The sequence below is a fragment of the Thalassospira sp. MCCC 1A02898 genome (assembly GCF_001618185.1).
In the GTDB taxonomy this organism is placed as follows: domain Bacteria; phylum Pseudomonadota; class Alphaproteobacteria; order Rhodospirillales; family Thalassospiraceae; genus Thalassospira; species Thalassospira tepidiphila.
Window position 1 is genome coordinate 26,887 of sequence record NZ_LPXK01000008.1, and the last position, 26,101, is coordinate 52,987.

General features: G+C 56.2%; 25 protein-coding genes. 11 read left to right on the plus strand and 14 right to left on the minus strand.

The features are described from left to right. Positions 1-394 precede the first annotated feature (394 nt). From AUQ41_RS05605 to AUQ41_RS05620, 4 genes are all read left to right on the plus strand, one after another. Positions 395-943, plus strand: a complete 549-nt coding sequence (locus AUQ41_RS05605; RefSeq protein WP_063087116.1) for a histidine phosphatase family protein — start codon at positions 395-397, stop codon at positions 941-943. 256 nt (positions 944-1,199) lie between these two features. Next, on the plus strand, positions 1,200-2,987 hold the full coding sequence (gene aspS / locus AUQ41_RS05610) for an aspartate--tRNA ligase (protein ID WP_063087272.1): 1,788 nt from the start codon (positions 1,200-1,202) through the stop codon (positions 2,985-2,987). Positions 2,988-3,150: 163 nt separating this feature from the next. Continuing rightward, the gene (locus AUQ41_RS05615) at positions 3,151-4,092 is read left to right on the plus strand and encodes an SPOR domain-containing protein (RefSeq protein ID WP_232308316.1); all 942 of its coding nucleotides are present in this window, start codon (positions 3,151-3,153) and stop codon (positions 4,090-4,092) included. Beyond that, positions 4,092-4,946 (plus strand): EipB family protein, encoded by an 855-nt coding sequence (locus AUQ41_RS05620; RefSeq protein WP_008891275.1) that lies wholly within the window; start codon positions 4,092-4,094, stop codon positions 4,944-4,946. Before AUQ41_RS05615 ends, AUQ41_RS05620 begins: the two co-directional genes overlap by 1 nt. Positions 4,947-5,023: 77 nt before the next feature. Here AUQ41_RS05620 and AUQ41_RS05625 read toward each other — a convergent pair whose 3' ends face one another. Further along, entirely contained in the window at positions 5,024-5,341 is a 318-nt protein-coding gene (locus AUQ41_RS05625) for a helix-turn-helix transcriptional regulator (RefSeq protein ID WP_008891276.1), read from the minus strand. 689 nt (positions 5,342-6,030) lie between these two features. Between AUQ41_RS05625 and AUQ41_RS05630 the strand changes: the two genes are divergently transcribed. From AUQ41_RS05630 to dxs, 5 genes are all read left to right on the plus strand, one after another. Further along, positions 6,031-6,963: a histone deacetylase family protein gene (locus tag AUQ41_RS05630; RefSeq protein ID WP_008891278.1), complete on the plus strand. Its 933-nt coding sequence runs from the start codon at positions 6,031-6,033 to the stop codon at positions 6,961-6,963. Positions 6,964-7,124: 161 nt separating this feature from the next. Beyond that, positions 7,125-7,388 carry an exodeoxyribonuclease VII small subunit gene (locus AUQ41_RS05635; protein WP_008891279.1) on the plus strand — a complete coding sequence of 88 codons (264 nt, stop codon included), beginning with the start codon at positions 7,125-7,127 and terminating at the stop codon, positions 7,386-7,388. Positions 7,389-7,412: 24 nt separating this feature from the next. Further along, positions 7,413-8,294 carry a polyprenyl synthetase family protein gene (locus AUQ41_RS05640; RefSeq protein ID WP_063087117.1) on the plus strand — a complete coding sequence of 294 codons (882 nt, stop codon included), beginning with the start codon at positions 7,413-7,415 and terminating at the stop codon, positions 8,292-8,294. Between the two features lie 25 nt (positions 8,295-8,319). After that, on the plus strand, positions 8,320-9,288 hold the full coding sequence (locus tag AUQ41_RS05645) for an alpha/beta fold hydrolase (RefSeq protein WP_063087118.1): 969 nt from the start codon (positions 8,320-8,322) through the stop codon (positions 9,286-9,288). 100 nt (positions 9,289-9,388) lie between these two features. After that, positions 9,389-11,308 carry a 1-deoxy-D-xylulose-5-phosphate synthase gene (gene dxs, locus AUQ41_RS05650; RefSeq protein WP_063087119.1) on the plus strand — a complete coding sequence of 640 codons (1,920 nt, stop codon included), beginning with the start codon at positions 9,389-9,391 and terminating at the stop codon, positions 11,306-11,308. 79 nt (positions 11,309-11,387) lie between these two features. Here the strand turns inward: dxs and AUQ41_RS05655 are convergent, their stop codons facing one another. The 7 genes from AUQ41_RS05655 to dctP form a co-directional block, all read right to left on the minus strand. Beyond that, positions 11,388-12,176 (minus strand): SDR family oxidoreductase, encoded by a 789-nt coding sequence (locus AUQ41_RS05655; RefSeq protein WP_063087120.1) that lies wholly within the window; start codon positions 12,174-12,176, stop codon positions 11,388-11,390. Positions 12,177-12,278: 102 nt separating this feature from the next. Further along, positions 12,279-12,986 (minus strand): YkgJ family cysteine cluster protein, encoded by a 708-nt coding sequence (locus tag AUQ41_RS05660; protein ID WP_063087121.1) that lies wholly within the window; start codon positions 12,984-12,986, stop codon positions 12,279-12,281. Positions 12,987-13,254: 268 nt separating this feature from the next. Next, entirely contained in the window at positions 13,255-14,781 is a 1,527-nt protein-coding gene (locus AUQ41_RS05665) for a malonyl-CoA synthase (protein ID WP_063087274.1), read from the minus strand. A gap of 12 nt (positions 14,782-14,793) precedes the next feature. After that, positions 14,794-16,110, minus strand: coding sequence for a malonyl-CoA decarboxylase (locus AUQ41_RS05670; RefSeq protein WP_008891286.1), 1,317 nt, complete (start codon positions 16,108-16,110; stop codon positions 14,794-14,796). Further along, entirely contained in the window at positions 16,110-17,426 is a 1,317-nt protein-coding gene (locus AUQ41_RS05675) for a TRAP transporter large permease (RefSeq protein ID WP_063087122.1), read from the minus strand. Before AUQ41_RS05675 ends, AUQ41_RS05670 begins: the two co-directional genes overlap by 1 nt. A gap of 12 nt (positions 17,427-17,438) precedes the next feature. Next, the gene (locus AUQ41_RS05680; RefSeq protein ID WP_008891288.1) at positions 17,439-18,128 is read right to left on the minus strand and encodes a TRAP transporter small permease; all 690 of its coding nucleotides are present in this window, start codon (positions 18,126-18,128) and stop codon (positions 17,439-17,441) included. 106 nt (positions 18,129-18,234) lie between these two features. Further along, the gene (gene dctP, locus AUQ41_RS05685) at positions 18,235-19,242 is read right to left on the minus strand and encodes a TRAP transporter substrate-binding protein DctP (RefSeq protein ID WP_063087123.1); all 1,008 of its coding nucleotides are present in this window, start codon (positions 19,240-19,242) and stop codon (positions 18,235-18,237) included. A 318-nt stretch (positions 19,243-19,560) separates the two neighbouring features. Here dctP and AUQ41_RS05690 point away from each other — a divergent pair, with 318 nt between their 5' ends. Beyond that, on the plus strand, positions 19,561-20,238 hold the full coding sequence (locus AUQ41_RS05690) for a GntR family transcriptional regulator (RefSeq protein ID WP_008891290.1): 678 nt from the start codon (positions 19,561-19,563) through the stop codon (positions 20,236-20,238). Between the two features lie 62 nt (positions 20,239-20,300). After that, positions 20,301-21,041, plus strand: a complete 741-nt coding sequence (locus AUQ41_RS05695) for a TlyA family RNA methyltransferase (RefSeq protein WP_063087124.1) — start codon at positions 20,301-20,303, stop codon at positions 21,039-21,041. Positions 21,042-21,075: 34 nt separating this feature from the next. Here AUQ41_RS05695 and AUQ41_RS05700 read toward each other — a convergent pair whose 3' ends face one another. The 6 genes from AUQ41_RS05700 to aroC form a co-directional block, all read right to left on the minus strand. Next, entirely contained in the window at positions 21,076-21,504 is a 429-nt protein-coding gene (locus tag AUQ41_RS05700; protein ID WP_008891292.1) for a heme-binding protein, read from the minus strand. 129 nt (positions 21,505-21,633) lie between these two features. Then, entirely contained in the window at positions 21,634-22,110 is a 477-nt protein-coding gene (locus AUQ41_RS05705; protein ID WP_063087125.1) for a DUF2269 family protein, read from the minus strand. A gap of 40 nt (positions 22,111-22,150) precedes the next feature. Beyond that, positions 22,151-22,768: a TetR/AcrR family transcriptional regulator gene (locus AUQ41_RS05710; RefSeq protein WP_063087126.1), complete on the minus strand. Its 618-nt coding sequence runs from the start codon at positions 22,766-22,768 to the stop codon at positions 22,151-22,153. Positions 22,769-22,911: 143 nt separating this feature from the next. Further along, positions 22,912-23,526, minus strand: a complete 615-nt coding sequence (locus tag AUQ41_RS05715; RefSeq protein WP_063087127.1) for an intradiol ring-cleavage dioxygenase — start codon at positions 23,524-23,526, stop codon at positions 22,912-22,914. 181 nt (positions 23,527-23,707) lie between these two features. Further along, a complete protein-coding gene (locus AUQ41_RS05720; protein ID WP_063087128.1) occupies positions 23,708-24,907 on the minus strand; it encodes a hypothetical protein in 1,200 nt (399 codons plus the stop codon). A gap of 60 nt (positions 24,908-24,967) precedes the next feature. Next, positions 24,968-26,071: a chorismate synthase gene (aroC, locus tag AUQ41_RS05725; protein WP_063087129.1), complete on the minus strand. Its 1,104-nt coding sequence runs from the start codon at positions 26,069-26,071 to the stop codon at positions 24,968-24,970. Between the last annotated feature and the right edge of the window lie 30 nt (positions 26,072-26,101).

Here is a 26,101-nt window from a genome sequence, read left to right on the forward strand (position 1 = left end):
ATAGGATAACTGCTTGGGTGGGTGCAATTTTCTTAAATTTATGTGTCAGTTTTTATAATGGCGTCACGGCGTGTGATATGGCATGGAAGAACACCGTTTGATCATCGTTCGCGACGTAGGGCCCAAACTCACTCACATTACCGGCCCGGCAACTGATATGAGAGAAAAAGCTAGGAAATGCCCGCAGAGCGGGGGCGTCCCCGGTCAAGGGATTTGACGCAGAGGCTTTCTCTCATATCAGTTGTCCTTCGGATCACCCGGATTTGCACGGGCTATTTTGTCGCAAAACCTTGAAAGATGTAGATCTTCCTGTGGTTTTGCTTCGCATATCCGCACAAATCCGGGAGACCGGGACGATCATGCGAGTGAGTTTGGGCCCTAGAGAAACGAAGACATGAAAACGCTGTTGTTGCTTCGGCATGCCAAATCAAGCTGGGCGGATCCGGGTCGGGCCGACCATGACCGCGAACTGAACCGTCGTGGTGAAAAGGCTGCACCCTTTATGGGCCGCTATCTGCGTCAGCATGAACTGGTGCCGGACCTGATCTGGTGTTCGACGGCGGCGCGCGCGGTGCAGACGCTTGGCCTTTTGGGGCGGGATTTCGCAACCGATGCCGATGTGATCTATAACGAAGACCTGTATATGGCCAGCGAGCGGGTGTTGCTTGAAAGCCTGCACCACACCCATGAAGACGCCAAGCATGTGATGTTCATCGGCCATAATCCGGGGATCGAGATTTTTGCCCAGTCGCTTTATGGCGGTGGCAATGATGAGGCGCGCGAGATCATGGCGCGCAAATATCCGACCTGCGGGCTTGCGCATTTCGAGTTCGATGTTGATCACTGGGGCGAAATCACACCGGGCAGTGGACGGCTGATCGACTTTATCAAGGTCAAGGATCTTCAGGCGGTCAAGATCAGCGCAGAACCAATCACCCAATGATTTGCTGATCTGCGTTGACTGATGTGCGTTAGCTGGTCTGCATTACTGGCACTTGACGAAGGGCCTGTCTGCGCGTTTTATACCGCTGAAATTTTGAGATACCACGCCCGTCGGGCAGGGGAACATCACACATAAGCGCCATGAATCACTGGTTGGCGGGCATGTTGTGGTGCGTTTTTTGTTTGACAGCGCGGGTCTGGCATGCACCTTTGCGGCCAAATTTGCGGCCCAAAATACAAAGCAACCTGGAATGACAATGCATCCTTTTCGCTCTCATAACTGTAATGCGCTGCGCGCGACTGACGCCGATGCGGAAGTTCGCCTGTCTGGCTGGATTCACCGTAAACGTGACCACGGCAACCTTCTGTTCGTTGACCTGCGCGACCATTACGGCATCACCCAGGTCGTGATCGATATTTCGAGCCCGCTGTTCGAGACGCTTGATAAAGCGCGTGCTGAAAGCGTGATCACGGTCGATGGCAAGGTTGTCAAACGTACGGCCGCAACCATCAACCCCAACTTGCCGACCGGCGAGATCGAAGTTTATGCATCGAACATCGAGGTTCAGTCTTCGGCCGAAGTTCTGCCGATGCCGGTGTTTGGCGATGTCGAGTACGGCGAAGAGGTTCGCCTGCGTCACCGTTATCTCGATCTGCGTCGCGAGAGCGTGCACAAGAACATCGTTCTGCGTTCGCAGGTGATTTCGGCCATGCGTCAGAAAATGACCGCACAGGGCTTCCTTGAAATCCAGACGCCGATCCTGACCGCAAGTTCGCCGGAAGGCGCACGTGACTTCCTGGTGCCGTCGCGTATGCATCCGGGCAAGTTTTATGCCCTGCCGCAAGCACCGCAGCAGTTCAAACAGCTGCTGATGGTTTCGGGCTTTGACAAATATTTCCAGATTGCACCGTGCTTCCGCGATGAAGATGCACGTGCCGACCGTTCGCCGGGTGAGTTTTACCAGCTCGACTTCGAGATGGCCTTTGCCACCCAGGACGACGTGTTCGCCGCGATCGAGCCGGTTCTGCATGACATCTTTGTCGAGTTCGGCGGTGGTCGCGATGTGACCCCGTATCCGTTCCCGCGCATTCCGTTCGATGAATCGATGGCGAAATACGGATCCGACAAGCCGGACCTGCGTAACCCGCTGATCATTTCGGACGTTACCGAGCCGTTCCGCGGGTCGAGCTTTGGCATCTTTGCATCGAACATCGAAAAAGGTTCGGTTGTTCGTGCGATCCCGGCAACCGGTGCCGCATCGCGCCCGCGCAGCTTCTTTGACAAGCTCAACAACTGGGCACGTGATGAAGGTGCGGCTGGTCTTGGTTACATCGTTTACGGTGAAGACGGCGAAGCAAAAGGCCCGATTGCCAAGAACCTTGATGCCGATCGTATCGCACAGATCAAGGAAATCACCGGCGTTGCCAATGGCGATGCGGTATTCTTTGCCTGTGACAAGGAACTGGCCGCTGCCAAGTTCGCCGGTAAGGTCCGTGACAAGGTTTGTGACGAACTGGAATTGCGCGAAGAAGGCATGTTCAAGTTCTGCTGGATTGTTGACTTCCCGATGTATGAGGAAGACGACGACGGCAAGATCGAATTCAGCCACAACCCGTTCTCGATGCCCCAAGGTGGTCTTGAGTCACTTGAAAACATGAACCCGCTTGATATCAAGGCGTGGCAGTATGACATCGTTTGTAACGGTATCGAGCTGTCATCGGGTGCCATTCGTAACCATCGCCCGGACATCATGTACAAGGCGTTCGAAATTGCCGGTTATGGCAAGGACGTTGTCGATGACCGCTTTGGTGGCATGATCAACGCGTTCAAATTCGGCGCCCCGCCGCACGGTGGTTCGGCCCCGGGTGTTGACCGTATCGTCATGTTGCTGGCCGATGAGCCGAACATTCGCGAAGTCATTGCCTTCCCGCTGAACCAGCAGGCACAGGATCTGATGATGAATGCGCCGGCAGAGGTTGATGACAGGCAGCTTAAAGAACTGCACCTGCGTGTGCAGCTGCCGCCGAAAGCGAAAAAAGACTGATGTGTTTTGGGCCTTGCCCGAAATACTGAAGATACAAGCGGCCCGGAGCTTTCCGGGCCGTTTTCTTTTGGGGAAATCTATTGGCAATCGTTACCTAATATTAACCGGCATTGGGCCACTGTAGCGGAGGAAAAGAAAATTCGATCCTTCGGGGGATGGCCTGTTGAGAAAAATTCTTGTGGTGGCGGCACCTTTGGCGCTTGGCGCGTGCGGTGGTCCGATTGAGTTGACGGTGGCAAAGCTTGCCGGTGATTTGATCAGCTATGTGTCGACCGGCAAAAGCACAACCGACCATGCGGTTTCTTTCGTTGCCGAGCGTGATTGCGCGCTGCATCGCCCACTTCTCGAACAGACCATCTGCAAGGACGACGACACCATCCTGGCCGAAGAGGCCGCAGCCCTCGCCGTGATGGGCGAGCCTGAGATTAAACAGGAACTGCGCGTTGCCCGCCCGGAAATCTACGCGGTGAATGCCCCGGCAGAGGATTGGTCCCGCCCGAGTGCGACGGCGCTTAAATCCAACGCGATTGTCACCACCAACCTGCCGCCACTGACCCCGAAAAAGACGCCTGGTGATGCGGTTGATGCGGTTGAGGTTGCCTCTGCACGTGATCAGATCGAAGTCGAAGACGTTGCCGTTGATCGCAGTGACCTTGGTCCGATCGACCCGCAGGTCGAGGCGGATGCCGCCGTTGCAGGCTATGTCAGTGATGAACCGGCAGCCGAAATTGCCACGCTGAAGGAAACCGTTACTGCCGCATTGGTCGACCCGGCTGTTATGGGGGACGGGGATGATGTGGTGGTCAAACCGGTGGATGCAGCACTTGACGGGGACGCGCTTGCAGGGGATGACCTTGCCGCGCCGCTGCCCGGTGATTATGTGGTATTGGCAAGCTTTGCAGATGAAGCGCGTGCCAACAGGGCGCTGGGCCTTTATAAGGAATACCAGCCGCGCCTTTTGAATGCCGAGGTCAAGGGCAAGCCGTATCTTCGTGTTGCGGTCGGGCCGCTTTCGGCAGAACACGCACATGATTTGCGCCTTCTTGCTGCCAAAAAGGGGGTTAAAGATCCCTGGATTGTCGGAGTTGGCGCCACCGGAGAGTGATGTTGTCTGGATTTTTTTCAGAGATTAAGCAACGTCAGCGTTCCCTTAAAGGAACGCTGATCTTTTGTTTGGGTCTTGGTGGCTGTGCCGCGCAGGCTGGTAATGTGACGGGCATCGAAGATGCCATCGTGCCGCATGTGGCGGAATATCATTTCAAGCTGAGCCATGCCGAACAGGGCAGTTCGATCGTTGATGCATCCGGTGTGCTTGGCTATCGCTTTGAGAAGATGTGCGATGGCTGGGTCACGGAAATGCAGCAGATCATGATCCTTCAGGGCAGCGAAGGCACGCCGATCAATTCGGCCTATTCCATGACCCAGTGGGAAGATTTCGACGGAACGGAATATCGGTTCCGCATGCGTGATTATCTTGATGGCACCAAGGTCGACGAGATCGTCGGTAAGGCGGTCCGCAAGGACGACATGGTCAAGGTCAGTTACGAAATCCCGGTCGAGGTCGAGGAAGAACTTCCGGCCGATGCCATGTTCCCGACCCAGCATTCGCTGGTGTTGCTGAAACGTGCGAAAGACGGGGTGCGGTTTGCCAATGATCTGGTGTTTGATGGCAGCGGCGATACCCCGACCAACCGGGTTGCTGTGGTGATTTCAGGCAGCAAGGATGCCGATAATACCGCCAACGATCCCGACGCGATTGCGCGCGGCGCATTTCATCGCATGAACCTGGCATTTTATCCGATCGGGGCTGCGGAAAACGGTCCGTCAACCGAGATGGCGGTTGATTTTGGCGATAACGGTGTCGCGCATGGTATGCGTTTTGACTATGGCGAGTTTGAAGTGCTGGGCACGCTGGACAAGGTCACCAAGCTGCCGCTGCCGGAATGCGGATCGCAGTAAGACGGATCTCCTGTTTCGGACGTAAAAAAGCCTGCCCAAAAAAGGCAGGCTTTTTTAGTGGGGAGTGCCCGGGTGTTTTACGCAGCAGCAGAATTGCGTGAGGCGTTGCAATAAAGCCCGTAGAGGGTCTCGATCACGCGCAGAGCATCGTTACCATTCAGCGAATAGTAGATGGTCTGTGCTTCGCGACGAGTCTGGACGAGCTTGTCACGACGCAGGCGTGCAAGATGCTGCGAGAGGGCGGACTGGCTTAGCCCGACAATGCGTTCGAGTTCGCCAACCGACTTTTCGCCTTCGTTGAGTTGGCAAAGGATAAGCAGTCTGCTCTGATTGCTCATGGCCTTTAACAGGGTGCTAGCCTGTTCGGCCTTTTCTTCTAAGTTGTTAAGTTCCATTTGGCTTCCTTATGAGCCTGACCGCAAGCGGCCATTGTCCCAATGAAAATTCGACAAATCACCAGACGGAGCCATCGGGTGGCTTCTGATCCGACTGGCGCGAAGTCACTGCGGTAATAATACCTAAAGGATAGTGACTTCTGCCACCAACAAATTACAGGAATTCATCGGTAAACTTATTCTCAAGTATATTACAAATCTGTCAAGAGAGTGTTTACTCGGATCTCACCTGCTGCTGATGGTGTTTGTGCCGGAATCCGGCCTGTCGAACTTCCTTCCATGCACCAGATTTTTCTCTGGCGATTGCGAATTTGATCCCTTGGGCGGTGTGCGGGCGAATGAAACCTTTGCACCGATTCCGACAGGACCTGTTTTTATTTGATTATGTTCCCGTTTGCTCGGTTTGAAACATAATCGATACCAGCATATACAAACCCGAGAAAACGGCAAAACTGTGAAAGTATTAGTAGCAGACGTGACACGCGCCAGATGATGCGAAGATAGAAGGCCAAAAAGCTTGCCTTATCGTTCGGTGATGTGCTGATTTAGAACAAAGAGAAGCATCCTGTTTTGCGCTAGAACAAGCAAAGTAGGATAAAAATAACGGACGCGGTCAACGCGATCCCGTGACCCGGGCTTGGTCCCGGCGCCGCACCATATCGGACCATTCAGGAAGGCGACGCAGAAAAATGGCGACTTTGTTCGTGACCCATCACGATTGTATTGAACATGATACCGGCCCGGGACACCCGGAATGCGCCGATCGTCTGCGCGTGATCCAGCGCGTTTTCGAGGCCGAGGAATTCATGTTCCTTCACCGCGAAGAAGCGCCGCTGGGCGATATCGACCTGATCAAGAAAGTGCATGACCCGGCCTATGTCGACAAGGTGATGGCAAGCATCCCCGACCACGGCATCGAGCCGCTTGATGGTGATACCTATGTCTCGCCGGGGTCGGGCAGGGCGGCATTGCGATCGGTTGGTGGGGCCTGTGTCGCGGTTGATGCGGTGATGGAGGGGCATGAAAAGAATGCCTTTGTCGCGACCAGACCGCCGGGGCATCACGCCGAGTATGACCGGGCGATGGGATTTTGCCTGTTTAACAATGCGGCCATTGCAGCCCACCATGCGCGCAACAAATTCGGCATCAAGCGGGTGGCGGTGATGGATTTCGATGTCCATCACGGTAACGGCACGCAGGACCTGTTTTATAATGATGCGGACCTTTTTTATTGCTCTACCCATCAATGGCCACTTTATCCCGGCACAGGGGCGGAGAGCGAACGCGGATGTGCCAATAATATCCTTAATGTCGGTATGGTTGCCGGATCGGGCACAAAAGAAGTGCAAGAGGCGTTCAATTCGACGGTCTTGCCCGGTATTGCCGCGTTCAAGCCGGAACTTCTGATCATTTCTGCGGGCTTTGACGGGCACAAGAATGATCCGCTGGCGGGGCTTTGCTATGTGGCGGATGATTTTGTCTGGATGACCAAGCAGTTGATGGATCTTGCCGAGGAACAGTGTGGTGGGCGTGTGGTGTCCTTGCTTGAAGGGGGCTATGATTTGCCGTCACTTGCGACCAGTGCCGTGCAACATGTGCGGACATTGATGGGGGCCCATTAAGGGCAGTCAAAGATCAGCCCAAGATCACCTCAAGATCACTCAAAGATCATCGGGGTATTGCCCGACAAAAGCGTTTCAGTCAGACGAAATTGCGTTCTGTTCGGTTGCCCTGATCGTGACTTACGCGTAAACTCCGCGCCGATCTAAGAAATGGAGCTTACATGTCCGAGGCTACTGCATCTCCCGCACTTCCTGAAGATATCGCGAAACTGAGTTTCGAAGAGGCGCTTGGGCAGCTTGAAACCCTTGTGCGTCAGCTTGAACAGGGGCAGGTCGGGCTTGATGACGCCATTGCGTCCTATGAACGCGGTGCGGCGCTGAAACGCCATTGCGCGGACAAACTGCGTGCGGCTGAAGAGCGCATCGAAAAAATCACCCTGAATGCGGATGGCCGCCCGTCGGCAACCCCGACCGAAATTGAATAATCGGAGACCGTCGTGAGTTACGACATGATTGCCGAACTGAGTGCGGCGTCTGCTGATCTGGGCGAGACGCTTGACGGGATCCTGCCCCGCGCCAATGGCCAGATCGAGCAGCGCCTGTATCAGGCGATGCGCTATTCGACGCTGGGCGATGGCAAACGGCTGCGCCCGTTTCTGGTGCTGAGCTCTGCTGGCTTGTTCAAGGTATCGCGCCGCTCGGCCCTGCGCGTGGCCGCGGCGGTCGAGATGGTGCACAGCTATTCGCTGATCCATGATGACCTGCCGGCGATGGATGACGATGATCTGCGCCGCGGCAAGCCCAGCTGCCACAAGCAGTTTGATGAGGCGACAGCGATTTTGGCCGGTGATGCGTTGCTGACCCAGGCGTTTGAAGTGCTGGCCGATGAAGATACCCATCCTGATCCGCGTGTTTGCACCGATCTTGTCCGTGCCCTTGCCCGTGCGGCGGGGCCGTATGGCATGGTCGGCGGGCAGATGATCGATCTGGCCGGGGAAGGGCAGAGCTTTGATCAGGCGCAGGTGACACACCTTCATTTGCTCAAGACCGGGCGGATGTTTGCCTTTGCCTGCGAAGCCGGGGCGATCCTTGGCAAGGCACCGAAAAGCATTCGTTTGGCGCTTCGATCCTACGCGCATGACATGGGGCTGGCGTTTCAGATCAAGGATGACATTCTTGATGTCGAGGCAAGTTCGGAAGAACTCGGCAAGACGGCCGGCAAGGATGTTGATCAGGAAAAATCAACCTTCGTCAAATTGCTCGGTCTTGATCAGGCCCGCGCGCAGGCCAGAATGCTGTGCGATCAGGCGATCAATCACCTGAACTGCTTTGATGACGAGGCCGGACCGCTGCGTGCGGTGGCACGTTTTGTGGTTGAACGCGGCCGTTAAGCGGCTGTGGCCCTAGATCATCACCATGACCGATCATGCGCCATATACAGCCGGTTTTCGTGACCGGCTGTTTGACAAGGACCCGTTTCCGTTAGCGATCTGGTATCCGGCGACGGCACCTGAGAGTTCGGTGCGTCATATGGGCGTGGCATCCAGTGCTGCGCGCGGGGCCGACTTTGCCGATGATGGCCCGTTTCCCATCGTTCTGTTTTCGCACGGATCGGAAGGGCATCGGTTCAATCAGTTCTGGTTGGCGGAATATCTCGCACGGCGGGGCTATATCGTCGCGGCCCCGCAGCATCATGGCGATAACTACCTTGATGCGTCCGAAGCCCGGCAGTTGACGATTATCGAGCGCCGCCCGCAGGAAATGCGTCTGGCACTTGATCTGCTGTTGGCGCATGACGAGATCGGGCCGCAGATTGACCAGGACAAAATCTATGCCCTTGGCCATTCGGCAGGCGGGGCGACGGTTCTTAAGTTGGGGGGCTGGGATTTTGATGCCAAGGCCTGGCAGGATTACTGCGAAATCAACGCTGAAACGGACCACGTGATTTGCCAGCATGCGCCAAGCGATGATCACCTTGATCGGTTGCATACTGTGTATGGCGGGCCGGTGGTGTCCGAGCGCGATGAACGAATTGCCGCCATTATCGCGATTGCGCCAGCCTTTGGTGTGGCAGCGACCGATGCGGGATTGAGCGATATCGATATCCCGATGCTGTTTGTCGAGGCCGATACAGATGAAATCCTGCATGACCATGTTAACGCCGCACACTTCCGCAAGCTGTTGCGCGGGCGGGCAAAGTTTGTGAAGGTCAAAGGGGCCGGGCACTATTCCTTCTTGCCGAAATGCACCCCATATATTGCAGAGAATTTTGGCTATTTATGCCGCGATTTTGGTCAGGATCGCGACACCATTCACCGCACCGTCGAGCAAGTGATCCACCGTTTCCTCGATAAGGTAAAAACCGGTGAAATTCAGGGTCGCTAATTCGGTCGAACCTCGCTATTTTACGCAGCTTGCAACATGGCGCCATAACAGTCACCCTGTTGTAACCAACGCCATATAAAAAATTGAAATCGAGATCGGAATGAGCACGACCTCCAAGACCCCGCTGCTGGATACCATCAACACCCCCGAAGAGCTGCGCAAGTTGCAGCCTGCCCAGATGAAGCAGGTTGCCGACGAGTTGCGCGCCGAGGTGATTGATGCGGTATCGGTGACCGGCGGGCATCTGGGTGCTGGACTTGGTGTGGTCGAGCTGACGGTTGCGATCCATTACCTGTTTGATACGCCGTATGATCGTTTGATCTGGGATGTTGGTCATCAGTGCTATCCGCATAAAATCCTGACCGGGCGGCGTGATCGTATCCGCACCATTCGTCAGGGTGGTGGTTTGTCAGGTTTCACCAAACGATCCGAATCCGAATATGATCCGTTCGGGGCAGGGCATAGCTCCACCTCGATCTCGGCAGGGCTTGGTATGGCAGTCGCCAACCAGCTATCGGATGACAAGCGCAAGAACGTGATTGCCGTCATCGGCGACGGATCGATGAGTGCTGGCATGGCCTATGAGGCGATGAACAATGCCGCCGCCACCGATCAGCGTTTGATTGTCATCCTGAACGATAACGATATGTCGATTGCCCCGCCGGTGGGGTCGATGTCGGGTTATTTGTCACGCCTGATTTCGGGCAAGGGATATCAGGGGCTGCGCAATGCGGCCAAGGGCCTGACCAAGCATCTGCCGCGCCAGATCGAAGAGGCGGCGCGCAAGCTTGAAGAATATACCCGTGGCATGGTTACGGGCGGGACCCTGTTTGAAGAAATGGGCTTCTTCTATGTCGGGCCGATTGATGGCCACAACATGGATCATCTGTTGCCGGTTTTGAAAAACGTCCGCGATGCCGATGTTGATGGCCCGATCCTGATCCATGCCGTGACCCAAAAGGGCAAGGGCTATGGCCCGGCGGAAAATGCCGCAGACAAATATCATGGCGTTGCCAAGTTTGATGTTGTGACCGGCAAGCAGGCCAAGCCAACCCCGAATGCGCCGAGCTACACCAAGGTGTATGGCGAAACGCTGGTGAAGCTTGCCGAGAAGGACGAGAAAGTTACCGCGATCACGGCTGCGATGCCGTCCGGCACCGGGGTTAACATCTTTGCCGATCATTTCCCCGATCGTGCCTTTGACGTCGGGATTGCCGAACAGCATGCGGTGACCTTTGCCGCCGGGATGGCGTGCGAAGGATACAAACCGTTCTGCACGCTGTATTCGACCTTCCTGCAGCGCGGTTATGATCAGGTCGTGCATGATGTCGCGATCCAGAACCTGCCGGTGCGTTTCGCGATGGACCGTGCTGGACTGGTCGGGGCCGATGGTGCGACCCATGCCGGGGCTTATGACATTGCCTATCTTGGCTGTTTGCCGAACTTTGTTTTGATGGCGGCCGCTGATGAGGCAGAGCTTGTCCACATGACCACGACCGCCTGGGCGATTGATGATCGACCATCTGCGTTCCGCTATCCGCGTGGCGAGGGTGTTGGCGTTGAAATGCCGGCCGAGGGGAAAGTCCTTGAAATCGGTAAGGGCCGCATCCTGCGCGAAGGTGGCAAGATCGCGATCCTGTCTTATGGCACGCGTCTGGCCGAGGCGCTTATTGCCGCCGAAGACCTTGCCGCACGGGGTTTGCCTGCCACGGTTGCCGATGCACGCTTTGCCAAGCCGCTTGATCATGAACTGATTGCCGATCTGGCGCGCAACCACGAAGTCCTGATCACCATCGAAGAAGGGTCGATCAACGGCTTTGGCGCGATGGTTCTGCAGCATTTGGCAGGCCACGGATTGCTGGATAACGGGCTTAAGATCCGCACCATGGCGCTGCCAGATACGCTGATTGATCATGACAAGCCGGAAATCCAGTACGAGAAGGCCGGGCTTGATGCCAAGGCCATCGTCAAGACCGCCCTTGGCGCGCTTGGCATGAGCGAAAGCAAGGCACGCGCCTGATCAGGTCAAAGAATATCGAGATAAACAAAAGGCCGGTTGTCGGAAATGACAGACCGGCCTTTTTCGTTCTTCGCGTTAGTCAGTCGACGTAAATCATCTTGTGCGTCATGCCGCCATCAATGCGGATGGTTTCGCCGGTCATGAAGCCGGATTTATCGCCATCCAGCAGGAAGGAGACGGCCTGTGCGATGTCTTTAGGCGTGCCGACACGGCCAACTGGGTGTTGGGCCTTGTCGGCTTCGCTGTGATCGGGTTCGGTTTTGTTGGCGTTTTTCTGCCAGTCGCCAACTTCGATCCAGCCCGGTGCGATGGCGTTGACGCGAATATCACCCGCAAGGCTGACCGCCAGCGCATGGGTCAGGGCAACGATGCCACCCTTGGACGCGGCATAGGGTTCAGTGTTGGCCTCTGACTGGAAGGCGCGGGTGGAGGCGATATTGACAATCGCGCCATTGGTATCGCGCAGATGCTGTGTCGCGTGCTTGGTTGCCAGAAACGCACCACCCAGATTGACATTGATCACGCGTTGCCATTGATCCCATTCAAGGTCTTCGATGTTGGGGACATGGGGATTGGCGATCCCGGCATTGTTGATCAGGCCATCGATGCGACCAAACCGGTCAACGCATTGCTGGATGCAAAGTTTGATGTCGGGCTCATGGGCAACGTCGCCTTGCAAAAACAATGTGCGGTCGCGTTCAGCGTCCGTCAGGCCATCAAGCGCGTCCTCGCCCGCATCGGCATCAAGATCAAACATCGCGACCTTCCAGCCAAGGCCCAGAAGATGCTTTGAGATGCCAAGGCCCAAGCCCTGGGCGCCACCGGTGACAAAGGCCACGCGCGGTGAATTTGCGGACGGGTTATCCATGTCTGCCCCATTTGATTGTGATGGCAAGGCCGGGCGGATGCGCAGCCCTTGAGGAACTCTGGGGAAATGGTCCTGTTTGCGCGAAATTGCAAGGCGTTTATATCAGGCGGATGCTGATCCGTTTTCAAGCTTATCGAGCAGGGCGTGAACGAAGCCTTCCTGACGCCCGTTAAGGCCGCGACGGGTTGCGAGATTTTGCAGGGCCTCGGTTGCGGCGATATGCAGGCGGTAATGGCCGGGATCCTGATCAATGCGGGTGGATTGTTGCGCACTGTCGCCAAAGACCATGGCATGGCACAGACCGGCATTGGCCGAGGTGAAGGCGCGACAGGTCAGCGGGCGGATGGCGTAAATGCTGCAGCGATCCTGTTCATCAAGCAACGGGCAGCGCACCCGAACGTCACTGGTTTTTGTAAACTGTTCGATGTCGGTTGCGGCGCTGCGCAGGCGATCTTTCAGGGTATCGATCTGTGGCGTGGTGAAATTTGCCGTGATGTAGGCGGCGATCAGGTCGGTGACACCGGGCGGTACACTGACAAACAGGTGGCAGCAGGCGCTGCATTGATCGCGACAGGCACGCGGGTGCGGGTTGGGGAAGCTTTGGCGCAAAAGGTTTGATGCCTGTTCGAGTATCGCCATGGTCGCCCCGGCAGCATCGGCAAGCGTATCGGCTGCATCAAGGGCGCGGTCCAGTTCGGTGCGGAAATCGGCAAACATCTGTTCGTAGCGCCGCGATGCCTCGGTCGTCAGGGCGCCGGTCTGGGCGATGTTGCGCGAAACCCGGTCTATTGCGTCATCAAGCTTGGTCATCAATCCCAGTTACTTTCGTGCTGGTACTCAAGACAGGCCTTCAGATTGGCTGTTTGGTCGTTATCTAATTTAGCATTGTTTGGCGTTATTCCCAAAAAATTGCATAACGGTGGAGTTGGTGACGTTCGGGTTTTGGCCGTGCAGACAAAAAAACCGGCCAGATAAATCCGGCCGGGGAGGTAGGGTCAGAGACCCGATGGGTGCTGCGGGAAAGAGCTTTCTGTTAGCAGGAAAGGCTCCGGGCAGCGGGAGTATAAGACTGCAACGCTTATGCTGCAGGGGAGGTAAAGGTGTCTTCGTATTGTTTGCGCAGCTGGGCCTTCTGAATTTTGCCCATGGTGTTGCGCGGCAGTTCCTTGATCACCCAGATGCGCTTGGGCACCTTGAATTTGGCCAGCTTGTCCTGGGTGCGTTTGATGATGGCTTCGGGGTCGGCCTGATCGCCATTGGCGGCCACAATCACACCGGCAACGGCTTCGCCGAAGTCGGGATGTGGCAGGCCAAAGATCGCGACTTCATCGACCTCGTCATATTCGGCGATGACTTCTTCGACTTCCTTGGGATAGACGTTAAAGCCGCCGGAAATGATCAGGTCCTTGTCACGGCCTACGATGGTGACATAGCCGTCTTCGCCGATGGTGGCGAGATCGCCGGTGATAAAGAAGCCGTCAGAGCGGAACTCGGACGCGGTCTTTTCCGGCATCTGCCAGTAGCCTTTGAAGACGTTCGGACCACGGACCTCAAGCACACCGATTTCACCAGCCCCCAGAACATTGCCATCCTTGTCACAAACGCGGGCCTCGATCCCCGGCAGGGTCGGGCCAACCGCACCCGGACGACGTTCGCCATCGAGCGGGTTCGACGTGTTCATGCAGGTTTCGGTCATGCCATAGCGTTCAAGGATCTTGTGACCGGTGCGTTCAAAGAACGCGTCATGGGTTTCGGCCAGAAGCGGGGCCGAGCCAGAGACGAACAGACGCATGTTGGCGGTAACATCCTTGGTGAATTTCGGATGCGCCAGCAGGCGGGTATAGAAGGTCGGAACGCCCATCAGGACGGTTGATTGCGGCAGGCGTTCAATCACGTCATCGGCATCGAATTTCGGAAGCAGGATAACCTTGCCGCCATTCATCAGCATGATGTTGATCGCAACAAACAGCCCGTGGGTGTGAAACAGCGGCAGGGCATGCAGCAGAGTATCACCCGGCTTGAAGCCCCATGCCTGATGCAGGGTTTTGGCGTTCGAGCCCAGATTGTTGTGGGTCAGCATCGCGCCCTTGGACCGGCCCGTGGTGCCCGAGGTGTACAGGATGGCAGCAACGTCGTCCTTGTCGGCGGCGACGATGTCGGTCATGGCAGTGGCGTTTGCGGCTTCGTCATTGAGGCTGCCATCGCCGTTTGAACCAAGCGACAGGACAGCCGCGACGTCATTCTTGTCACCCAGTTCCTTGGCCGCGTCGATATGGCCCGGACGGCAGACGAAGACACGCGGTGCGGCATCACCCAGGAAATAGGCGATTTCATCACCGGTATAGGCAGTGTTGAGCGGCAGGTGAATGGCGCCAAGTTGCAGGCAGGCCAGATACAGCGCGATCACATCGGAGGATTTGTCGACCTGTGCGGCAACGCGGTCACCCTTGACTACGCCATGGGATGCCAGCACGGCGGCATAACGACCGGTGCGATCAAGCAGCCACGAAAAACTGCGTTCGGTGCCGTCACGTTCAATCAGAAACGTGCGGGATTTGTCGGCCGGAAAACGGTCCAGAAATGTTTGAAGAAGATTATCTGACATGGTCATACCTGTTTAAATTCCGGCAAGCTGTGCGACGGATTTCGATGTGGCGATCTTTCCGTCATTCATCAGTGCTTCGTGGTTTTTCTCGATATCATTGAGGTGATAGGCGTAGTTCACCATCATGCCGCCCGCCTGACGCAGACCCTTTTCGGAGGTATCGCCAAGCCAGTTCAGGCGTTCAAGCTGTGCACCATTGCCCAGATGGAAGCGGGCAGTGGGATCAAGCGGGGACTTGCCGCGTTTGCAGGTGGCAAGATAGGTGGCACACAGCGCCAAAGTCGGTTTTTGCAGCTTGGCGACCTTGATCGGATCGTTGATCCAGTCGTCTTCGCTAAGCCCGTCCAGCACCTGACCGGCAAGTTCGGCGTCGTCGGCCTTGCTTTTCTGGCGGGTGCGCAGCCAGCCCATGAAGCCCGGAATGGGCGACAGGGTGGCAAATTGTTTGAGCTGCGGGAATTCGCGTTTGAGTTCCTCGACCACCTGTTTGATCAGGAAGTTGCCAAACGAAATCCCCTTAAGGCCCGCCTGACAGTTGCTGATCGAATAGAAGATCGCCGTGTTGGCGGTTTCCGGTGCCTTTTCATCGATTTCCGGGGCCAGAAGCGCCTGAACGCTATCAGCCAAGCCGTGCACGAGGGCGACTTCAACAAAGATCAGCGGATCGTCGGGGATGGCCGGATGGAAGAAGGCAAAGCATTTCCGGTCGGTTGCCAGACGACGGCGCAGATCTTCCCAGCCCTGAATTTCATGGACCGCCTCATAGCGGATCAGTTTTTCAAGGATGGCCGCCGAGGTATCCCAGTCAATGTGACGCAACTCAAGGAAGCCACGGTTGAACCAGCTGGTCAGCAGGTGCTGCATATCGGCATTGAGCGGTTCAAGGTCGCGGTTGTTCTTGAGAAGTGCAATCAGGGTTTCACGCATATCGACAATGGCCCGCGTGCCACCCGGTGCCATGTTGATCTTGCGCAGCAGTTCCTGACGGATCGGCTCGGACGTTTGGGTCAGGACGGCGAGGTTTGCCTCGGACGGGTCCTTGGCAAAGGCCTCGGCGGCCTTGGTGACCTTGGCGCGATCAGCGCTAAAGTCATTTTGCATCATCCGGAAGAAGGCCAGATGGTCTTCTTCGGGAAGGTTTTCCCAAAGCCGCACCACTTCGCGTGCAGCCGCGGTGCCACGTGCCTCGCCCTTTTGCGAAACAAGGTCCTTGCACATGGCGCCAAGCTGCTTGAGCGGGTCCTGCGGGGTCGAGAGAGGCAGATCAAGCAGTTCGCGACCACGGTCGGCAATGCTTGAAAGCCAGCTTTTGACAGACATGCCTGACATTAGCGTCCTCCGATGATGGTTTCCGGAAGCCAGGTGGCGATCTGCGGGAAGAAGCACAGAATGATGATCGCTGCGATCATGCACATCACGTAAGGGAAGGCGCCCTTAAGGATGCTCTGCAGACGGATGTCGGGTGCAATGCCATTGATTACATACAGGTTCAAACCAACCGGCGGGGTGATCAGACCGATTTCCATGTTGATCGTCAGGATCACGGCAAACCAGTAAGGATCGAAACCGGCATTGATGATCACCGGCAGCAGGATCGGTGCGCTCATCAGGATGACCGCGACCGGCGGCAGGAAGAAGCCACTGATCAGCAGGAACACGTTGATGAAGCCCATCAGAACCCAACGGTTGACCTCAAGGGCGGAAATCCACTGTGCAATCGACTGGGTGATGAACAGCGACGACAGCATGTAGCTAAACAGGCCGGCAGCCCCGATGATCAGCAGGATCATCACGGATTCCTTGGTGGTGTCACGCATGACATTCCAAAGCTGACCCGGTTTCCACATGCGATAAACGATCATCGCGGTGATCAGGCAGAACAGTGCACCCACACCGGCCGTTTCCGAAGGTGTCGCAACACCGCCATAAAGGGCGAACAGAACCGCACCGATGATGACGAGGAAGGGCAGAACACGCGGAAGGATTTCAAACTTTTCCTTCCATGTGTATTTGACAACACCAAGGGCGACCTGGGCGTTACCCTGACGCCAGGTCGAATAGAGCGACCAGGCCATGAACAGGGCGGTGACCAGAAGACCCGGCAGAAGACCGGCAAGGAACAGACGCCCGATCGAGGTTTCGGTCGAGATCCCGTAAACAATCATGGTGACACTTGGCGGGATCAGGATGCCCAGCGTACCGCCAGCGGCAATTGAGCCGGCTGCAACCGTATCGGGGAAGCCGCGTTCGCGCATCGCCGGGATGCCCATCTTGCCGATTGCGGCACAGGTGGCAGGCGACGAACCCGACAGGGCGGAAAAGATCGCGCAGGCGCCAAGGTTTGAAATCACAAGCCCGCCCGGAATACGGGTCAGCCAGCGATCAAGAACAGAATACAAGTCACCACCGGCCCGAGACGAGGCAACAACCGCGCCCATCAGGATGAACATCGGGATGGCGAGAACTTCGAAACTTTCGAGTTTGCCGAACAGGATTTCCGGCAACAGCGGCAGTGATCCGGTGCCATCAAAGGTGATGATGAAGCCAACACTGACCAGAAGCAGGCCAATGCCGACCGGAATACCAGAGAAAAGAACAAGGGTGGTTGCGATGCCGACAACGGCCGCAAGAAGCAAGGGATCCATGATGCGGCCTCCTTAGGAAATGTCGTCGCGAATATCGAACGGTGTCGATCTGCGGGTGATAAGCGACAGGAAATCGGCAAAGAATTGCAAGAACAGCAAGCCAAAGCCGATCGGCAGCGCGGTGTAAGGTTTCCAGAGTGCGACGGCCCAGATGGTTTCAGACAACCAGCCGCCTTCATAAGCCTCGATCACCAGTTCCAGACCATAGAAGCCAAACAGTGCGCTGATCGCCATGCCACATGACAGGGTCAGGATGGCAAGGGTCATGCGTGCGCCGCGTTTGAGGTACATCGGGAACAGGTCAACATTGACGTGACCGCGCAGCAATTGAACATAGGGCAGGCCGACCAGTGTCGCGCCGATCATCAGGAAGATGACGGCTTCGGTCTGCCAGACGGTGGATTCATTGAGCACATAGCGCATGAAAACCAGCTGGCAGATGATCAGCATCGCAATGGCAAACATGCTTGCCGATGCGATCCCGCAAATGCGCGATAAGAAATGGATGGCAGAAATGACGCCATCAAGCGGGCCCTTTGGCGCCTGGGACCGGTTTGCGGCCATGGCGTTTTGATGGTCGATCGGCTCGACATCAGGCGGGGGAGGCATATCTGATTTAACGGAATGCGACGCACTTGGTGTCTGCGTGAAATCGTCTGGCAGATCAATCGGAAGTGGGTGCGGGGACATGGCGTTCGACACGCGCGTTCTCCTCTGACGGAACCGTATTGGTCTATATTTTTGTATTTTGAGGAATGCGGTGGTGCCGGACAGACCGGCACCACCATCACTTCACGTCAAGAACCGATCACTCGACTGCAAGTGCCATATCAAGAAGTTCCTGGCCGTTCGGGGTCTCTTCGACGAACTTCTTGTAGGAGGTTTCCTTGGCCAGAGCCTGCCAGGCAGCGAAGTCTTCATCGGTCAGTTCGGCGATTTCAACGCCGTTTTCCTTGAAGACGTCGATGCTGTCAGAGTCCTGCTTGCGGCCTTCGGTGGTGTAGTATTCCTCAGCCTTTTTCGCAGCAGCAGCCAGGGCTTCTTTCTGCGCATCATTGAGGTTGTCGTAGCTTTTCTTCGACATCAGGACCGGCTGATACATGAACCACAGTGCGTTGCCTGCGGCCGGGGTGTAGCAGCTGACCTGCTCGTAGATACGATAGGAAACGAAGCTTGAGGAGCTGGTGTTGGTGGCATCAAGAACGCCGGTCTGCATGGCCGGATAGATTTCCGAGCTCGGCATGGCGGCGATGGATGCACCGGCACCTTCAAGCATCTGCTCGAACGATTTGCCGGCGGCACGAATCTGAAGGCCTTTTACGTCTTCCGGCTTGCGGATGCAGCCCTTGGTCGAGGCAAAGCCACCGGCCAGCCAACCCTTGGCAACGGTTACAACACCATCTTCGTTCAGGAGTTCTTCGATTTTAGCCATGAACGGGGATTCGTTGATGCGGTTGGCATGATCGTGGTTTTTGACCAGTGCCGGCATCAGGGTCAGGTTGGTTGCCGGAACACGACCACCGGCATAGGCCAGCGGATAAACGATCATGTCGAGCTGCCCGCGTGTCATCGGGGTCCACTGTTCTTTTGCCTTGAACAGGGAGCCGGACGGGAAGATCTGGATTTCCAGATCAACGTTTGCGGCTTTGACTTCATCGGCGACGATCTGTGCAACCTTGTGACGGATGTCGCTGGTCGACCACTGGTGAGACAGTTTGAGCGTCTCGGCACCAGCAGATGCGGACATGCCAAAGGCAGCAACAGACATGGAGATGGCGGCAACAGACGCCGTAAGAGTCTTCTTGAAAATCTTCATCTTTATCCTCCCGGATGAAGCATGCGTTTTGAATGCATTTTGACGGCTTTTTGCGCGTCTTATTATTGATGCGGTTTTCGCATTGGAAGAAAGCGTTACAGATTTCTGGCATGCTGTCCATGCAATTTTGTATACCAGAACGTCATTTTGCAGTGCCACAAATCCGCGCCCTAGTATTTGCCGGGGGATTTAGGAAAACCGGGCCTGAACTTTTGCGATGCAGCAGGGAATCATCGCAAAGCAGCATCGAAAAGGCTTTGATTGGTACCAGAATATGTGTTCTGGTATACCAGTAAGTGACGAAAAACGAGGTCCCACATGTCGCAAAACGGAAAGCTTGCCACCGATCTGGTCCAGAAACTTGAACGCGATATCGTGACCGGTGTGCTCAAGCCTGGCGACAAACTTGACGAGCGTTCTTTAAGCGAACGGTTCGGTGTTTCACGTACGCCTGTGCGTGAGGCGCTTCAGACACTTGCCGGTTCGGGACTGGTTGCGACCATGCCACGCCGCGGCACCATTGTTGCCTCGATCACGGTTGCCGAACTGATTGAAATGTTCGAAGTCATGGCAGAACTTGAAGCGATGTGTGCCCGGCTGGCGGCTCGACGCATGCCGCGTGTGGATATCGAAAACCTGATTGCGCTGTCCGAAGAGTGCAACGGGCTCAAGGACCATGCTGATGCTGACGCCTATTACGAGGCCAATGTCCGCTTCCACGAGGCGATCTATGCCGGATGCCGCAACAGTTTTCTTGAACGTCAGACCAAGAATGTGCGCAACCGACTGGCACCTTATCGTCGCCTGCAATTGCACCGTCCGGGGCGTGTGAAAAAATCCAATAATGAACATGCCGATATCCTCAGTGCCATTTCCAACGGCGAGGCCGAGACAGCCGGCAAACTGATGCAGCAGCATGTGGCGGTTCAGGGTGAGTCGCTTAATGATCTTCTGGCGATTGTGCCGCGCGGATACCTCGAACCGCTGGCTAGCTGATTCCGGTTCAAAGACGACACCAAATGCGTGACCTTTTTGGGCGGGTACGTTAAAACGCGCTCATGGCAAAGAAACGTTTGGATCAGTTGCTTGTGGAACGTGGATTGGTGGAAAGCCGGTCCAAGGCGCAGGCTTATATCATGGCAGGCAATGTCTTTAGCGGCGAGCAACGGCTCGATAAGCCGGGCATGCCGTGCAAGGAAGACATTTCCATTACGCTGCGCGGGCAGCCCCATCCGTGGGTGTCACGCGGCGGGCTCAAGCTTGAAAAAGGGTTGGCAGAGTTCGAGATCGACGTGACCGGGTTTATCGCGGTTGATGTCGGCGCCTCCACCGGTGGCTTTACCGATGTTCTGCTTCAGAACGGGGCGGCCAAGGTTTATGCCGTTGATGTCGGGCAGGGGCAGCTTGATTGGAAGCTGCGCAATGATGACCGCGTTGTGGTGATGGAAAAGACCAATGCGCGCCACCTGACCGAAGAACAGATCCCTGATGCCATCGATATCGTTGTTTGCGATGCCAGCTTTATTGGCCTTCGTACCGTGCTTCCGGCCAGTATGGAGCGGGTCAAGGATGGCGGATATCTGATTGCGCTGATCAAGCCGCAATTTGAAGTCGGCAAGGAGCGTGTTGGCAAAAAGGGGGTCGTTCGCGAACCCGAATTGCATCAGGAAGTCTGCGATACGATTTCCGACTGGCTGGCAAATCTTCCGGGCTGGGAAGTGCTGGGCATTACCAAAAGCCCGATCACCGGTCCCGAAGGCAATGTCGAGTTTCTGATTTGCGGGCGGAAAACAGCCTGATCAACAGGCCCGGTTTCCACCCGCGATTATCAGATTACTTGCCGATTTTCTTCATGAAGAAATCAATGCCGGCCTGGGCGCAATCCTGATCCTGCGGCGGGGTGCCGGAACTGACGCCGATACCGCCCACGCATTCACCATCAACGAACACTGGCAGGCCACCCGCAACAATCGACAGACGGCCGCCAATTTCACTATCAATGCCATAGGCCGGTTTGCCGGGTTGAGCGGCCGCGGCATATTCATGCGTGCCCTTGCGCGCGCCCGACGCGGTAAAGGATTTATCCTGGGCGATGGTGGTGCTGGTGACCTTGCCGCCATCCATGCGTTCAAACGCGATCAGAACACCGGATTCGTCAGTAATCGCGATGCACATCGGCACCCCTATTTCATTGGCGCGGTTGCGTGCGCCTTCGATCAGGATATAGGCATCCTCAATGGACAGGCGTTTGATGGTCAGCATTGGACTTCTCCCGGGACGTTTTCTTTGATGCAATTAACTGGCGGCATCTTAGGGCCTGCGCCAAAAGCCGATCAATCAGATAAAACGGCTTTCCGTATGGTGGAAGGCGCAGCATGTTACGCCCGCCACTTAGAAGTCGGGGCGCATGATCATCAGATAAAGGGCGGCCAGCGGAAACAGGATGGCAATCCGCCCGACCATGTTCCACAGTCTGCGGCATTTCTCATAGCTTGCGGGCATTTCGGTTTCGGCGTTTGCGACGGTCTTGGCCGCGATCTTTGACATATAGATCTGAAGCGGGAGCAAGCCCACCAACCACAGCATCGCCGCCATGCCAAACAGACCAATGCCATAGATCAGATAGGGCGCCTCCGAGAGCGCGATGCCGGTCGCGTGGAAAAGCCCGATGCCACCAATCACAATCAGGGCCGAACCAAGCGCAGTAAAGGCAAGATCAGTAACGTTGATCAGGCGACAGGCAAAGGCGATAACGACCGGGTTGTTGGTCCGGTCGGCCTGAATTTTCCAGACGGCGGATACGATGATATTGCCCAAAAACAGGATGGCGCCAATGACGTGTATGAGTTTGACGGTTGCGTATTCCATCTGATTTTCCGGTTGGTAACAGGCGGCTGCCCGTTAGGGGTTAAGGGGCTTTGGCGGTATTGACCGGCATGGTCAGGTCTTCGGCCAGAAGGCCAAGGACAAAACTTGAAAGATCTTGATCGGCGGGTGGCACGATCATGCCATCAATTACCAGCATGGCGATGCCGTGGGCGCGGCTCCATGCGGCGAGTGCCCGGTTATAGGCACTGGCGGCCTCGGCCAGGGTCATTTCGGCCTTGCGATCAACTGATGTGACCGCACGCTGCAAAACGTCAAAGGCGTTATCGGCGGCATCGCGCAATTCCGGATATTGATCGAGGGGCGGGCGCTCCCGACCAAAGATCAGACGGAAATGCTGCGGGTTTTCGACCGCGAACTGCACATAGGCAGCCCCCAGAGCCATGATGCGTTCTTCGTGATCGGGGTGACTTTCCGCAGCACTTTCAAGTTGCTCGGCGAACCTTTCAAAGGCAGCAATCGCGACTGCCGCCAAAATGCCATCCTTACCGTCAAAATGGCGATAGGGGGCGGCTTCCGACACACCGGTCAGCCGCGCCAGACGGCGTAGCGACAAACCAGCCGGGCCTTCGTCCGTCAGGATGTTTTCAGCTTGTTGCAGGAGGACATTCCGGACATCACCGTGGTGATACTTTCCCATTTGCACGTATCTCGTTTTTCTTATGTTAACTTCGTTAACATTAAAGCGTGACACACGAGGGCGCAAGACCAAAAATCACGTTTTTTCATACGGATCTTATGGTGGAAGGCTGCGGGTTATCGTGATGCGTGGGCGCTGGCCAATCAGCCCAGAACGAAATCAAACCGACCGATTTCGCCGTCACTTGCCGGATGCATATTCATCAGAAGCGCGCTGTCAAACAGGTGATCAAGCTCGTTAAGCGGTTCATCCGGGAAATAAAGCTGGGTGGTCAGGGTTCGGCCATTGGGCGGGGTGATTTTGACGTGGTAATGCGGGGTGCGTCCGGCATACTCGGCCGGGCGGATGGTATCGAAGTAATAGCGTCCCTGGCCGTCAGTGCGCTGATAGCCGCGCATGTTAAAGCCCTGATTGTCATAACGGCCATCGGCATCCGCATGCCACAGATCGACAATCGCATTGGCAATCGGCGTGCAGGCCGAGTTCAGCACATAACCCAGCAGGGTCACCGGCGTGCCGCCGGTATCGGTTCGGAAGTTGGGCTTTTCGGGCGGGTTTTCGCTATAGAACGGGCCTTCGGTCATGGCGCGTGTCGGGCCGATATCTTCCCCGCAGGCTGGTGTCGCCGGAAGGGTTCTGTCACTGGCGTAGGAAACCGGTGAAAGAATGGAATTGCCGATAAGTGCCGAGCCTGCAGCAAACCAGCCCTTAAGCGCAGATCTGCGCGACAGACCGGCCAAGTCCAGATCGATGGTCATTGGTTTTGCCTTTTCCCAACCGCGTTTGGGACCGTGTTTTTTTGTTATGAGGTACAGATGTGGTCGCGGCGCGAAACTACAAGGCGAGGTTGGTCGAAAATTACTTTGATCGACAAAAAAATGCGCCACCCGTGAGGGGATGGCGCGAGGGAAGTCTGGCGCTTCAGGGTTCGGGTCTGCTTCAGGCGGAGTTGTTTTGCTGCTCAGCCGGTTGAGCTTTCGGGGTGTCTGCGCTGGTTGCCGCTGGTTCTGGTGCGGTTGGTGTGTCGGGGGTCGCTGGTGTCGTTGGTGTAGTGGTGTCTTGCTCGGGCTTGCTCGAACTGTCGTTTGGATCGGCGTCCGCCGTGTTTTCCGGTTTGTCGCTGTCTTCTGACGATGTGCTGTCTTGGACCGGATCAGCATCTGCCGTTTTCCCGTCATCGTCGGTTACCGCTGCCTGAGTGTCCTGCGACACAGTGGTTTGGGACGCATCGGAAGATTGCGTGCCGTCTGAGGATTGCTGCGGATCCAGGGCGGGTTTGGCGGTGTCGCTTGCCTCCGCATCTGCCTGTGCCGCATTTGGTGTTTCAGACGCCGGGTTGGTGTCTGGCTTGGCGGCTGCGTCGGGTGCCTTGGTATCTGTGGCTGCAGGCGTAGTTTCCGGGCTCTTATCTGACGGGGATGCGGCCGTGTCTTTATCCGTGCGTGCCTCGGCCTTGCTGTCGTCCGGTTTTGCGGCTTCGGCAACTGGTGGTGTCAGGTCAACCGTGGGGGCGGCTGGTGTCTTCTGATCTTCGGGCCGGTCCGGGCGGATCAGGAATTTGTTTGAGAGCGTGTCTTTGCCGATCAGAAGCGGTTGATCCAGAGGACCCATTTCCAGAAGTCCGATTTCGACATCACGGATAACGCCGCCCAGCTTGATGCGGGTTTTGATTACAGGGGCGTGCACGGGCGGGGTGCTGGCACCGGTTTGCACATCGCGAAAGCCCGCAACGGGCAAGGTCAGCTTCCAGACAATGGTGCGCGACTTAAGGCTGCTGTCGGCGGCAGGCGGGGCCTTGATGGTCAGGGAAAAAGATACCGAACCGCTGGCTGTTACATCTGACGCGTCATTGCTGCTGCTATCGGAAGTGCCGGTGTCGTCCTTATCCTCGCCGTCATCATCGACAGTGAGGTCGCTGACAAACAGGCAGGTCTGCGGTGCCGCGCCGAGGATCATGGACGGCAGCCCTGAAATCCCCCAGTCGGGCAGGGCGACGGCTTCGTCCGCAAACAGGACGATGCGATTTTTGAGCTGCGCGTCACTGCCAACCGTTCCGCTTGGAGCCGGTTTTTTGTTTGATGCAGCAAGTTGGATCAGGGTTTTGAGCAATATCGGGTTCATGCCACTTAGACGCGGCATGAAACCAGTTGTGATGCGATATTCGCCCGTTACGATTGCGTCGGAAAACTAGCCCGAAAATTAGCTTGGAAAATGCTTGTTGGTGTTCCAGCCTTCGCACTGTGCGCGGTGGCGCAGAAGGTGGTCGGCAAGCGTGATCGCAGCCATGGCTTCGCCCACCGGAACGCCGCGGATGCCAACACACGGATCATGGCGGCCCTTCGTGACGACATCGACTTCCTTGCCATAGATATCAAGGCTTTTGCGAGGTGTGAGGATCGAGCTGGTCGGTTTGACGGCAAAGCGCACGATAATGTCCTGACCTGATGAAATCCCGCCGAGAATCCCCCCGGCATGGTTGGAGCCAAAGACAGGCTTGCCATCTTCGCCCAGACGCATTTCATCGGCATTTTCGATACCGGTCAGTTCGGCTGCTTCAAAGCCATTGCCGATCTCGACCCCCTTGACGGCATTGATCGTCATCATCGCCTTGGCGAGATCGGCATCAAGCTTGTCATAAACCGGATCACCCAGACCAACCGGAACGCCCGAACAGACGACTTCGATCACCGCACCGACGGATGAGCCATCCTTGCGCAGGCCATCAAGATATTCCTCGAACACCGGAACGGCTTCGGGATCGGGGCAGAAGAACGGGTTGTTATCGACCTCAGCCCAGTCCCAGTTCGCACGGTTGATTTCCTTGGTACCCATTTTGACCAGGGCGGCACGGATTTTGATGTCGTCGCCCAGTACCTTGCGGGCAATTGCACCAGCGGCAACCCGCATGGCGGTTTCGCGGGCCGACGAACGGCCGCCGCCACGGTAATCGCGGGTACCGTATTTTTCCCAATAAGTGTAGTCGGCATGGCCCGGGCGGAACTGGTTTTTGATCTCGCCATAATCCTTGGAACGCTGATCAACGTTTTCAATCAGAAGTCCGATCGGGGTGCCGGTGGTTTTGCCTTCGAACACGCCCGAAAGGATTTTGACCTGATCAGGTTCGCGGCGCTGGGTGGTAAAGCGCGACTGACCGGGTTTGCGTTTTTCGAGATAATTCTGAATATCGGACTCGGTGAGCTCAAGCAGGGGCGGCACACCATCAACGACACAGCCAATGGCCGGGCCGTGGCTTTCGCCAAAGGTGGTGAAGCGGAAAAGTGTTCCAAAACTGTTGCCAGCCATAACCGATTATCCAGAATTCAAATATTTAAG